General features: G+C 50.8%; 11 protein-coding genes. 9 read left to right on the forward strand and 2 right to left on the reverse strand.

Features of this window, described 5'->3' with window-relative positions; all coding sequences use genetic code 11:
• Positions 1-572: 572 nt before the first annotated feature.
• On the forward strand, positions 573-3,476 hold the full coding sequence (locus HYT77_07035; protein ID MBI2067749.1) for a PD40 domain-containing protein: 2,904 nt from the start codon (positions 573-575) through the stop codon (positions 3,474-3,476).
• Here the strand turns inward: HYT77_07035 and HYT77_07040 are convergent.
• Positions 3,473-4,534: a type IV pilus twitching motility protein PilT gene (locus tag HYT77_07040; GenBank protein MBI2067750.1), complete on the reverse strand. Its 1,062-nt coding sequence runs from the start codon at positions 4,532-4,534 to the stop codon at positions 3,473-3,475. The genes HYT77_07035 and HYT77_07040 overlap by 4 nt on opposite strands.
• A gap of 2 nt (positions 4,535-4,536) precedes the next feature.
• Positions 4,537-5,628, reverse strand: a complete 1,092-nt coding sequence (locus tag HYT77_07045) for a type IV pilus twitching motility protein PilT (protein ID MBI2067751.1) — start codon at positions 5,626-5,628, stop codon at positions 4,537-4,539.
• Between the two features lie 89 nt (positions 5,629-5,717).
• Here HYT77_07045 and HYT77_07050 point away from each other — a divergent pair, with 89 nt between their 5' ends.
• The 8 genes from HYT77_07050 (at position 5,718) to HYT77_07085 (ending at position 12,208) form a co-directional block, all read left to right on the forward strand.
• Positions 5,718-7,421, forward strand: coding sequence for a type II/IV secretion system protein (locus HYT77_07050; GenBank protein MBI2067752.1), 1,704 nt, complete (start codon positions 5,718-5,720; stop codon positions 7,419-7,421).
• 207 nt (positions 7,422-7,628) lie between these two features.
• Positions 7,629-8,843: a type II secretion system F family protein gene (locus HYT77_07055; protein ID MBI2067753.1), complete on the forward strand. Its 1,215-nt coding sequence runs from the start codon at positions 7,629-7,631 to the stop codon at positions 8,841-8,843.
• 164 nt (positions 8,844-9,007) lie between these two features.
• Positions 9,008-9,397, forward strand: a complete 390-nt coding sequence (locus HYT77_07060) for a type II secretion system protein (GenBank protein MBI2067754.1) — start codon at positions 9,008-9,010, stop codon at positions 9,395-9,397.
• 60 nt (positions 9,398-9,457) lie between these two features.
• On the forward strand, positions 9,458-9,904 hold the full coding sequence (locus HYT77_07065; protein ID MBI2067755.1) for a prepilin-type N-terminal cleavage/methylation domain-containing protein: 447 nt from the start codon (positions 9,458-9,460) through the stop codon (positions 9,902-9,904).
• Entirely contained in the window at positions 9,901-10,314 is a 414-nt protein-coding gene (locus HYT77_07070) for a prepilin-type N-terminal cleavage/methylation domain-containing protein (protein ID MBI2067756.1), read from the forward strand. The genes HYT77_07065 and HYT77_07070 overlap by 4 nt, the downstream gene beginning before the upstream one ends.
• Entirely contained in the window at positions 10,302-10,790 is a 489-nt protein-coding gene (locus HYT77_07075) for a prepilin-type N-terminal cleavage/methylation domain-containing protein (protein ID MBI2067757.1), read from the forward strand. Before HYT77_07070 ends, HYT77_07075 begins: the two co-directional genes overlap by 13 nt.
• Entirely contained in the window at positions 10,774-11,472 is a 699-nt protein-coding gene (locus tag HYT77_07080; protein ID MBI2067758.1) for a hypothetical protein, read from the forward strand. The genes HYT77_07075 and HYT77_07080 overlap by 17 nt, the downstream gene beginning before the upstream one ends.
• Entirely contained in the window at positions 11,435-12,208 is a 774-nt protein-coding gene (locus tag HYT77_07085) for a hypothetical protein (protein MBI2067759.1), read from the forward strand. The genes HYT77_07080 and HYT77_07085 overlap by 38 nt, the downstream gene beginning before the upstream one ends.
• Positions 12,209-12,265 lie beyond the last annotated feature (57 nt).

A 12,265-nucleotide genomic window follows, 5' to 3' on the forward strand; every position in this document is an offset into this window, starting at 1 on the left:
TCTGCGGGGATGCCCTTTGCAACGGCTCGGAGTCACCGACGAACTGTCCGTCGGATTGCGGGAGTGTTGCAGGAGGCGGCGGTTATTGTGGGGATGGGAGCTGTCAGGCGGCTAGAGGGGAGACAACGGGTACCTGTGCGAGTGATTGCAGCAATAATCTGCCGTCCTCTATGACCTGGGCAAGATCATCTGTGGCTTGTGGATCTGCGAATTTTAATGCTGTGAGCGGTGTTACTCTACCAATCTCAAATCAGACCTCCACCGGTTTTTCACTTACCGGCCCTAATAGTTTAACGGGAACAGGATCAAAATCGGGCAACTCATGCACGTTTACTCTTTCTGGTGTTACCTCAGCTATGGGATGCACTTATACGCAGACATGGACCCAGGCCTGTTCGATTTCTCCATTGGCAGGTGGAACCCTCTCTTTGAGTATAACGGTTAACTCAGGTGACTGTTCCGTTTTCTCCTTTCCCTGTGGTCCGGTGACAACAACCGGTACCCTCTCTCAGTAGAGACCTCCTGCCAATTTGATTGATCCGATCCAAAAAGAAAGTTATGATGCCCTCTCCATGAAACCTCGGGGGAGGCCTTTTCTAAAACAGATTCTCTTTTTTGTTCTTCTCTCGACTCCTCTTCAAGCGGCTACCTACGATCCTTCTCTTGAGTGGCGCACCGTTACGACGGAACATTTTTTTATCCACTATCACAAGGGGCTTGAGGTGGTTGCGGAGCGGATGACGGTTATTGCAGAGGAGGTTTATCAAATACTTTCTGAGCGATTTGATGCCCGGCCTTGGGGTCGGACGCACCTCATTTTGGCGGATAACCATGATGCCGCCAACGGCTTTGCAACGGTCCTTCCTTACAATCATGTGTCGCTCCGGATCGCCTCTCCCACCCCGGATACGGTCATTGGTGATTACGACGAATGGCTTCGCGAGCTTTTCACCCACGAATTCACCCACATCATTCATATCAGTGACACCCGTTACCCGGCCAAGGCGCTCCAATTTCTCTTTGGAAAATTGATTGCCCCCAACGGGGTGGCTCCTGGATGGGTTGTCGAAGGGATGGCAACCTATTTTGAGACCGTTGAAACCAGCCGTGGCCGTGGCCGATCCACTTATACCGACATGGTCCTGAGGACCGATATATTTAATGATCAATTTCTCCACCTTGATGAGATGGCGGGGACTCAATATTCCTGGCCTGCCTGGCGGGCAATGTATCTCTACGGTGTCGGCTTTTGGCAGTATCTCGCTGATACCTACGGGACTGAAAAGATTACAGAGTTCAGTCATCGGTATGGACGCTCCCTCTGGCTCTTTTCATTAAACAACAAGGCCAGAAAGGTTTTTGGGAAAAGTTTTTATGAATTGTGGGCGGAGTGGAGGGCGGCTCTCTCAAAACGGTACGCCTCCGTCAGGGAGGTGACTGAAAAGATGGGACTTCGTGAGGGGGAATCGTGGCCCCCCCTCAAGAGAGGAGAAAGTCTCGAACGTCCCCTTTTTTCTGCGGATCAACAGAAAATGATCTATTATTACGACTCTCTTCATCACTATCCGGAGTTGAGGATCCATGATCTCAAGACGGATGAGGTTAATCATTATCTCCGAAAGAAAAAAGTGGCGCAGTTTGATCTGGCGCCGGATGGTGAGTCGCTGGTTTATGCCCGTTCCGGCAAACACAAACGTTATTATGAGTATTCCGATCTGCACCTTCTTAATCTTAAGACGAGAAAATCAAAACAATTAACAAAGGGGAAAAGGGTTCGAGATCCCGACTTCTCGCCGGACGGCAAGAAAATCGTTTGCGTGGTACAGGAGACAGGGAGATCCCGGTTGGCCTTTTTTGATCTGGAAAAGAAGGAGTTTGAGGAAAGGCCAAAGCTGTCCGAACAGGATCTTGCGCGTGAATATAACAACCCGCGTTGGTCACCCGATGGAAAGTGGGTCGCCGTTTCTATCCATGAAAAAGGAGAACGGGATATTTGGCTCATCAATACGGAAAACAACGACCAGAAACGGATTACCAACGATGTGGCGATGGATACCTCCCCTGCCTGGGGTAATGGAGAGTCCGTCTATTTCTCGTCGGACCGCAGCGGAATACCGAATATCTATCGATATGATTTAGCCAGTGGCCATACAAGCCAGATAACCAATGTTCTGACGGGGGCCTTTAATCCAACAGTCTCTCCCGACGGTCAGGTTGCCTTTCAATACTATAATGGGCGGGGTTTTGAGATTCGGTCGCTTTCGATAACTTCCCCTTTAATAAAGGAAGTAACTTCACTCCCCCCTCTTAGGGTAAGAGGGGAGAAGGTTAATAACAATTCCGATAGTGGAAGGGGGGCGCTATCCCAGGCGAGATCTTACTCCCCCTTCCCTACCCTTCTCATTCCGCGCTACCTCGTTCCGAGCGCCGCTTTTATCGATAACGCCTTTTTCTTTTCGGCCACGGTGGACAATTTCGATCCCCTTGTGCGTCATTACTGGCAAGGGACCGGGACGTTCCGGAGCGACAACCAGTTTTTGGGTTACGATCTTGCCTACAGCTACAATCGGTTCTACCCCTCCTTTTTTGCGGGGTCGTCTTTCTACAGCGTTCATTTTGGAAATATCACACAGACGACGAGCGATTATTTTGAAAAAAGGTTGAGGGGCTTTGGGGGCGTCAGTTTTCCGGTTGGGAAACAGCGATTCTCCTTAAGTTACTTTTTTGAAAATCGGAGTGAGGAATCGGGACTTGATCCTGCCTTCAGACTTCTAACCCTTGGACACTATGCTGGCGTCTCGGCGCGTTATCGGATTGCCAGCAAGGAACAGACACGCGCGGCGATCAGTGTAGAAGAGGGATACTCATTGACCCTCAACGGAGAATTGGCCGCCCGTATTTTCGGCACTGATGAAAACCTTGAACAGCAGGTCTTTTGGGGGGATCTGCGGAACTACCTCCATCTGGGGGCTCATCACGTCATTGCGCTGCGAGGGGCCGGAGGGGTCACCCTTGGTGATGAACTTGCTCAAGGGAACTTCGGGTTAGGTGGGTCGCTGGGTGAGAGCCCGTTTGCCGGTTCCTCAACGAGGGTTTTTACCCTGCGCGGCCTTCCCCTTGTCTCCTTTTCACAGGATCGGGCCTGGGTCGCCTCCGCGGAATATCGGATTCCACTGTTTTATCTGGAACGTGGGTTTGGAACGCTCCCTCTCGCGATGAATGCCGGTCATATGGCACTCTTTGCCGATCTGGGCGATATCTATGCCCGCTCCGGAAACAGTTTCAGACCAATGTTGGGCGTTGGTGCCGAGCTTCGGGCCGAATTTGTCTTGGGCTATTTTATGCCGATACAAGGTCGGCTCGGGTACGGACTTATCGTGACGAACCGTGGGCGTCTTGGTAATTTGAGTGATCCCTTGACGGGTGGGGCGGCCCAGAATGGTGTCCTCATCGTTGAACTGGGGACTTCGTTTTAGCTGAGCTGGCAGAGCCTCTTCAACTGCGCTGGATCCGATGCCCTTGCCAACGCATTCTCCGGTGAGATCAGCTTCTTTTGAACGAGAGATGCCAACGATTGGTCCATCGTCAGCATGCCACTCTCCTGTTGGCCGGTCTGCATCATGCTCTGAATCTGTTGCACCTTGTTTTCCCGGATAAGATTACGGATGGCAAGGTTTGGTATCAAAATCTCTGTCGCCAGAACCCGCCCACCGCCCACCTTGGGGATCAGAAGCTGGGAAAGGACCCCTTCAAGAATAAAAGAGAGCTGGGTTCTGATCTGTGCCTGCTGATGTGGTGGAAAGACATCAATAATCCGGTTGACGGTCTGTACGGCCCCGTTCGTGTGAAGGGTCGCAAAAACCAGATGGCCCGTTTCCGCAATCGTGAGGGCCGCGGCTATTGATTCCAGATCCCAGAGCTCTCCGATCAGGATGACATTCGGATCCTGCCGCAGGACATGCTTCAATGCCTCGGAAAAGTTTTTGGTGTCCTGACCAACCTCCCTCTGTGAGATAAATGATTTTTTGGGATCGTGCGTGAATTCAATCGGATCCTCAACGGTTACGATATGAGCATGACGTGTTGAATTGATCTGATCCAAGAGTGAGGCAAGCGTCGTTGATTTTCCGGATCCGGTAGGACCTGTCACAAGGATCAGTCCTTGGGGTTTCTTTACCAGTTCCAGGGCCGCTGCCGGAATGCCGAGGCGGTCTGGAGGAGGTATGCCGAATGGGATCGCCCGGAAGGCTCCGGCGATTGCCTCCTTGTTCCTGTAGAGATTCGCCCGAAAACGGGAAACACCGCCGACCGAAAAAGAGGTATCCAATTCCATCTCTGCCTCGAACCGCTTGACCTGTTCAGGGGTCAGAAATTCATAGCAGAGACTCTTTGACTCTTCAGGGGTCAGTGGAGGGGATTCCAGTGCGACCAACTCACCATCTACCCGGATCTGGGGAGGAGAACCGCTCCCTATATGGAGATCAGACGCACGGCGTTCAATCATGACTTGAAGCAACTCTCTTAGTTTTGGCATGGTCAGACTCCTGTTTTTGACAAGGAATGAAATTTTGCCGTTTTTACGGGGCTTAAGAAACGTTGAAATTCTTCCAGGTTGTAGGCGTACGCCTCCGCCTCCTCCCTTAAAACCACCTTTTGCTTAACGAGCTCCGACAAACACTGGTCCATCGTTTGCATTCGTGTCCCTTCCTGCCCCATCTGCATCTGTGCCGCGATCTGGTGGATCTTATCTTCGCGTATCAGATGGCGGATGGCAGGGGTCGGGATCATGATCTCCATCGCCAATACCCGCCCCCCTCCTATTTTGGGGATGAGTTGTTGTGAGACAACCCCTTCCAGAATGAAGGAGAGCTGTGTTCGGATCTGGGGTTGTTGGTGTGGAGGAAATACATCAATAATACGGTTGATCGTCTGAACGGCGGAATTGGTATGGAGTGTCGCGAAGACCAGATGACCGGTTTCCGAGATGGTAATGGCGGCGGCGACGGTTTCAAGGTCGCGCATCTCGCCAACGAGAATGACATCGGGATCTTGCCGTAACACATATTTCAGGGCGTCGGAGAAATTGGCAGAGTCACGCCCGATCTCCCTCTGGCTCACGACCGATTTCTTGTGCTCATGGACAAATTCAATCGGGTCTTCAATCGTGATGATATGAAGCGGTTGTTCCATGTTGATCTTGTTGATCATGGCGGCGAGCGTCGTCGACTTTCCTGAACCGGTCGGACCTGTGACCAAGACGAGTCCTCGGGGGAGGGACGTAAGGTCCAGAACCGAAGCGGGGAGTCCCAGCTTTTCGGAACTCGGAATTTTCTCCGGGATCGGCCGAAAGGCCCCTGCGAGGAGACCCTTTTCTCGATAGAGATTCACACGAAATCGTCCGCCCGATGGGGGCTCCAAGGCAAAATCATATTCCTTTCTAGAGGCCAGCAGTTCAATCTCCTCAGCGCTCAAAAAATTGATGCAAAAATCATAAACCTCTTTGGGCGACAACGGACTATCGGAGGCCGATCTCAGTCTCCCATCAATTCGCAGTTGTGCGGGACTTCCGGGGACCAAATGGAGGTCAGAAGCACCCTTGTCTAAAACCATTTTGAGAAAATCAGCCATATTTTAAATGGAACCCCATGTTATCAAATAATAAATTTTATATAAAGCAAAATTGATTACGGGAGTTTTTTCAGATATAATCAGCCGTTGTGGAGACTTCCATTAGTCCTAATCTGATGGAGCAGCTGGTTCAAGGGATGCTCAAAGAGGGGGTGTTAACCCCCGATCAGGTTGCGGTCGCAAGGGTTCGTCACGAAGATCTTGGAGAAGATTTGGGCCAGGTTCTCGTCCGGAAAGGTTTTATCAGTGAGGCGCAGCTCCTGCGCCATCTCGCCAAGTATCTTTCTATCCCCTATGTCTCGCTAAAGAAATGTCCGATTGATACCCAGGTGGCGAACGAGCTCCCCTATCATCTGGCCAAACGACATCATTTGATCCCCTTGAGAAGGGAAGGAATTGAGGTGGTGGTAGCGATGTCGGATCCCCTTAACCTGCAGGCGATCGAGGATCTTCGGCATTCTTTTCGCGCAGAGGTAAGGCCAGTATTGGCCTCCTCGGATGAGATCGAGGAGACCCTGCATCGGATCTATCATGCCCGAAGGTCCGGCAAGGACGTCTCGCTTGAGTCCTCCATGGGACGAATCAGTTCGGAGGATGATTATGTTCATCCTGATGAAGAGAAAAAGATTGAGGAGATAGCGGTAGGATCCCGTGTGGTTCAGGTCGTCAATGAAGTGATTGTTGGGGCTTATACGGAGAGGGCGTCCGATATTCATATTGAGCCGCGCCGGAAAGATCTTATCGTTCGTTACCGTGTTGACGGTCTTCTGGAGGAAAAGGCCCGTTATGCGCGTGAGATGCATCTGCCGATTGTCTCCCGTATCAAGATTATTTCAGGTCTGGATATTGCGGAACGGCGGAGCCCTCAGGATGGGCGCGTTCGGATCAAGGTTGGCGGAAAACCGATTGACCTTCGTGTTTCAACCTATCCAACAATCCATGGGGAAAAGGTGGTCCTTCGACTCCTGGCCACTTCTGAAAAAATCGGGATTGAAGAGCTTGGTTTTTCCGAACATGAGAGAAAAATTTTCTCCGAACTGATCAGTCGTCCCCATGGTATCTTTTTGGTGACCGGGCCCACCGGTTCAGGAAAGTCGACGACGCTTTATGCGGCGCTCGAACGGCTTAATTCACCGGAAAAAAATATTGTTTCCATTGAGGATCCTGTGGAGCGTGAGATAACCGGAGTCAGCCAGGCCCAGATCAATACCAAGGCAGGGATCACCTTTGCTTCTGCCCTCCGCGCCATTCTCAGGCAGGATCCGGATATCATCATGTTGGGTGAAATCCGGGATCGTGAGACGGCTGAAATTTCGGTTCGAGCCGCCATTACGGGGCATTTGGTTTTAACCACACTTCACACCAATACGGCTGCAGGAGCGATTTCCCGCTTGAATGATCTGGGGGTAGAATCCTTTCTTCTTTCTTCTTCCCTCGTCGGAGTTCTTGCCCAGCGACTAGTCCGCAAGATCTGTTCAAGTTGTCGCGAAGAGGTCCCCTCTTCCGATCAGGGTCCGCCTCACTTTTTTAAAGGGAAGATTGAGACGATGTTCCGAGGCAAAGGGTGTCCTGAATGCCATCTTTCTGGCTACAGCGGACGTGTCGGAATTTTTGAATTGGTGCCTGTTCGTGGAAAGATCCTTCAGCTCATTGCCGATGGGGCGAAGGAGGATCAGATTGAAAAGGAGATCCGCTCCGCAGGAATTCGATCGATGCTGGATGATGGTATTGAGAAGATCGTCAAGGGGGTCACGACGTTAGATGAGGTCTTGAGGGTGGTTCAGGAGGACTAACAGGATGTTGACAAAGACCCATTTGCTGCGTTGCCCGCTTCGTCCGCAATCCTCACGTACCACGAAAGTACGCTCCGGTTACGGCCTCGCGGGCGCCTTGCATTCCTTCGACTTCGCTCAGGACGGTGAGCTTGTCGAACCGCTGGGCCTTTCTCACCATCCTTCGGTGAAAAGGGGTTTGTCAACGGACTGCTAAGGAGAAGACGCATGGGGCTCTTTTACTACCGTGCCAGGGATCTGCATGGTTCGCTCATCACAGGACACCTTGAAGTTCTGAAGGAATCGGATCTCTTGGCCAGATTAACGGATCAAGGGTTGATTCCGGTCCTCATTCGCGAGGTTTCATCCCGGTTTCGTTTTCCGTCATTCTCGCTCAAGTTCCAAAGAAAAATCCGTTCGGAGGAGTTGATCGTCTTTACCCGGCAATTTCAGACGCTTTTTAAAGCAGGGCTTGGGATGGATGCCATCCTGACAGCGCTGATCAAGCAGTGCCGGAACAAGAGCTTTCGCGAAGTTCTTCTGAAGATTCGCGCGGATATTGCTGGAGGTTCTACTTTGGCGAAGGCGTTTTCCAAGCATTCCAGTTTGTTTCGAGATCTCTATGTTAACATGCTGGGGGCTGGAGAAGAGGCGGGGATCCTCGACAAATCACTGGAGCACCTCGGTCTTCTCCTGGAAAAGGAGCGAGAGATCCATGCCTCGGTCAAATCGGCTACCCTTTATCCCAAGATTGTCATTGGGGTTCTTATTCTAGCAACGACCGTCCTCATGATTTTTGTGGTCCCAAAATTCGCAACATTTTACAGCAGCATGGATGTCTCCCTTCCGTGGCCTACCCTGTTTTTAATGGGAGCCAGCTCCTTTTTTGTTCATTACTGGTTTTTATTGGCCGCCGTGATTTTTGGAGGCTATTCCCTGTTTCACTGGTATCAGAAAACAGCGAGGGGGAGGTTAAGGTTGGGGGAGATTGCTTTCAAGCTGCCAGTTTTTGGCCCCCTCGCCTTGCGCGTCGCTAACGCAAGATTCTGCCACATTTTCTCTGCCCTCTATCGAAGCGGCCTTCCTGTGATCCGGGCCCTCGAGATTGTTGAGGGGACGATTGAGAATGGGGCGTTTGGGCGGGATATCCAGCGGTTACGTACCGAATTAACAAGGGGGCGTAGCTTGGCTGAGGCAATGGGCCTCTGTTCCTATTTTACCCCCGTTGTGATGGAGGCCGTTGCGGCGGGTGAAAAGTCAGGCGCCCTGGACGAGATGATGGAGAGTATTGGACATCACTACGACACGGAAGTGGGGCACACTGTAAAGAACCTGTCGACCCTTTTGGAGCCTCTTCTACTCATTATTGTCTTTGGAATGGTCGGGCTTTTTGCGCTCGCAATCTTCCTTCCAATATGGAATATGACACAAATAGTAAAATAAATCAACTAATTATAAAACTACACGCGTAATTTTTTATCAATAAAGAATATAATTTACTAATAATCAAAAATAAGTATAATTTACAGTATATTGCATTATAAAAAGAAAGGAGGTTGGTTTTTATTATGTGTCCCATGAGTTCAATCGATCGAAAGGAGGGGGTTATGACGAAGGGGGAGAAAGGTTTTACGATGATCGAACTGATCCTTGTGATCACCCTTCTGGGCATTCTTGCGGTTGTGGCCTTACCGCGGTTCTTCAACATGAGTACTGGTGCCCAGACGGCGGCTCGCGAGGGTGTGGTCGGTAGTGTCAGGTCGGGCATTGCGTTGTGGAGGGCGAACGATCTGGTACAGGGAAATTCAGGGAGCTATCCGACAGCCTTGGACAGCGCCTCAGCAGGGGCCTGCAATACAACCAATCCCTGTTTCGGAAATGTGCTGGAACAAGGGATCCAGGATGGAAACTGGACACGCAATGCGGATGGGACCTACACCCACACGCCGACGAGTTCGACCTTTACCTATACGACTGCTGCGGGAACGTTCCAGTAGTAACGGCCTTGTCTTTAGGTCTCAAGGTCTCGAATGTTGAGGGGAGGGGGTGTGTGAGGAGTGCGGGGGTTCACTTTCTTGGAGTTGGTTTTAGTGATTGCCCTGGCAGCTCTTCTTGCAGTTGCTGTGATACCGAGGTTTACACCCTCTCCTAGTGGGATCGATGCTGCGAGCCGGAAAATAGAAAGCGACATACTCTACGCACAGTCGCTCGCGATGAGCCGCGGGGTCAATCATGGGATAAATTTTGTTTCCGGCGGCTCTTATGTTCTCTACCGCGGGAGCGTTGGTATTCCGATTCTCGATCCTCTCACCCGTCAAAATTTTTCGGAAGATCTAATCCGTTTTGGGAAAACAGAGGTTGCCAACAATTTTCTTCTGGAATTTGATCCGATGGGGCAACCCGTTTTGGGAGGGGGCGGAGGGGGGCTCACCCTTGTCAACGGGAGTCAGACAAGGAGACTGGCGATCTCGCCGAATACAGGCCACATTACGGTGATACCATGAGAGACAAACAGCATGGATTTACCCTCATTGAGGCAGTTTTGGCGGTTTTGGTGATTGGTGTCGGCCTCTTTGGGGTCATGAATCTTTTTCAGGGGAGTGTCAGCTCGTCATTTACGACCGATCGTGCCATCCAGGCAACACAACTGGCACGTGAACGTCTGGAACGACTTACCTTCGATAAAAAGATGTTCGGCTATGACTACGTGAACTCCGCCAACTATCCGGCCATTGAGAACTTTACGGGCGATTATGCCCCTTTCAGCCGTACAATTACCATCCAGGAGGTAAGGGCCTCGGATTTAAGCACTCTCGAAAACCGGTCTGGCTATAAAAGGGTCAATGTCAGCGTTGCCTGGCCTGGTGGCAATAATGTCTCCTTGGAGACTCTCTTAACAAAATGGAACGAATAAACTCAAAAGGCTTTACCCTTGTTGAATTGGTCCTGGCAATGACGTTGATCACGATTGTCGTTGCCGTTTCGGGTTTTCTGATGGGGCGGGGGGTTGATGCCTATCGGCTTGTTACCTCTCGTACAGAGACGGTCCATCAGGCACGAACGGCACTGGTCAGGATGCAAAAGGAGTTGGAACGATTAAGGGAAGTGACCCATGCGGCGCCCGACCGGATTGCCTTTCGTGATCCCAATATGGTGGAGACCGATTTTCGTCTGGAAGGGGGAAGGCTTTATCGTGGAAACGATATCTTGGCAGAGGATATCACACGCCTCACCTTTACCTATTATCGTGACAACGGTAATGAAACAGAGGCGGCCCCACAGGTTCGCCGGATTCATCTGGAACTCGTGACTGAGTCTGTAGAGGCAGGGCGTCTTTCACTGCGTACCGACGTTTTTCCAAGGAATTACCTTTATGACAACTTTCAGTGAAAAAGGTCTCTCGGCTTTGGCCGCCATTGCCGTTATGGTGCTTCTCTCCGTCCTTGGATTAGCGGTTGCCTCCGTCGTTTCAAACTCCAAGGAGATCTATCGGGATCAGTATTTTTATGACCGGACCTCTTATGTGACCCAAGCCGGGATCGAGTATGCGATGCGCAAAATATATGAGGGAGCCAATCCTGTAGTCGATCCCCCGGGTATTAATTTTGGTGGGGGAAATTTCACGATCAGCCGGGCGGGACGCCAGGTAACGGTCACCGGGACTTACAGCACTTCCCAGGCCGTCCACAGTGTCACAAGTCCCTCGCACGCCGATTGCACTGAATTTGATCTGACACATGCTGAAATCGATAACGAAAAACTCAGCCATATTCAGTTCCAGAAGATCTGTTTGGAACAGACCGTTCTGGATAAGATCAATATTTCATGGAGTAATCCTGGTACGGAGGGGCTTCAAAAGGTTCGCGTGGAAAGTTCTACCATCTATGACAATCCCCCGGTCCCCTCAGGGCAGGTAGCGGAGTTGGCGGACTACATCATGAACGGAGGCAATAACAACAATTTTAACGAGATCAAGTTTACCAACGACATGGAAGGGAAGACGTTTACCATCAGTTTTATTATGGGGGATGGGAGTGCGGAAAGTTATACCTTCACACCGGATGATGATTGAGAAGAAAAGGTTTGTGTATGACGAGAGAGGATTTTCCATTCTCGCCTTTGTCGGCTTGATGACCGTGCTTGGTATTTTTGGTCTGGCGATCACTTCTCTTGTAACGACCTCCTACTCTCTACGAATTGATCATATTGATCAGGATCGGGCGAACTTTGTAAATCAGGCCGGGATCGAGTATGCGATGAAAAAAATCTATGAAGGTCGTAGCCCGGTGACCGGTTCGGTCCGCTTTGGACCCGGCGCTTTCCAGGTGGCTCAGAGTGGCCGTTCCCTTCGTGTGTCGGCCTCGGTTGGAGAGGCGCTTGTCCAGCATGTTGTCGATCTTCCCCGTCAGGCCGGCTGTCTTGATATTGACACCTCACAGTCGCACACCCATTACAGCGGGCGTGAGCTGGCGAGGATCTGGCTCGTCAAGAAATGCGGTCAGGAGGTAGTTTTGGACAAGATGAAACTCTCCTGGTCTCCGGATCAAGGGGAAAACTTTACCAAGGTGAGACTCAGCTCCGTGAGTCAGAGCCGCCTTTATGATGCCCCTCCGAATGTCAGATCGGATACAAAGATTGATCTCATTAATGCCACAATGATCAGGAACCAACAATACAAGCTAAAGGATATCTGGTTTGGGGTCGACATGAGAAACAACAGGAGCTTTCGTCTGACACTCTACTTTGGGGATGGGAGTGAGAAAGAGGTGAATTTTACCTTGAGTCGCTGCCCACATTCTTCTTGTTAATTCATTAAAGACACTTTAACTATTTGAAAAAATAGCTATAATCACACACAGCGTAAA

The organism is Deltaproteobacteria bacterium (assembly GCA_016180855.1).
In the GTDB taxonomy this organism is placed as follows: domain Bacteria; phylum UBA10199; class UBA10199; order JACPAL01; family JACPAL01; genus JACPAL01.

Coding starts and splice junctions, on each gene's coding strand:
- HYT77_07045 (MBI2067751.1), bottom strand. CDS start 5,628: ATGGCTGATTTTCTCAAAATGGTTTTAGACAAGGGTGCTTCTGACCTC.
- HYT77_07040 (MBI2067750.1), bottom strand. CDS start 4,534: ATGCCAAAACTAAGAGAGTTGCTTCAAGTCATGATTGAACGCCGTGCG.
- HYT77_07035 (MBI2067749.1), top strand. CDS start 573: ATGAAACCTCGGGGGAGGCCTTTTCTAAAACAGATTCTCTTTTTTGTT.
- HYT77_07070 (MBI2067756.1), top strand. CDS start 9,901: ATGAGAGACAAACAGCATGGATTTACCCTCATTGAGGCAGTTTTGGCG.
- HYT77_07060 (MBI2067754.1), top strand. CDS start 9,008: ATGACGAAGGGGGAGAAAGGTTTTACGATGATCGAACTGATCCTTGTG.
- HYT77_07055 (MBI2067753.1), top strand. CDS start 7,629: ATGGGGCTCTTTTACTACCGTGCCAGGGATCTGCATGGTTCGCTCATC.
- HYT77_07075 (MBI2067757.1), top strand. CDS start 10,302: ATGGAACGAATAAACTCAAAAGGCTTTACCCTTGTTGAATTGGTCCTG.
- HYT77_07080 (MBI2067758.1), top strand. CDS start 10,774: ATGACAACTTTCAGTGAAAAAGGTCTCTCGGCTTTGGCCGCCATTGCC.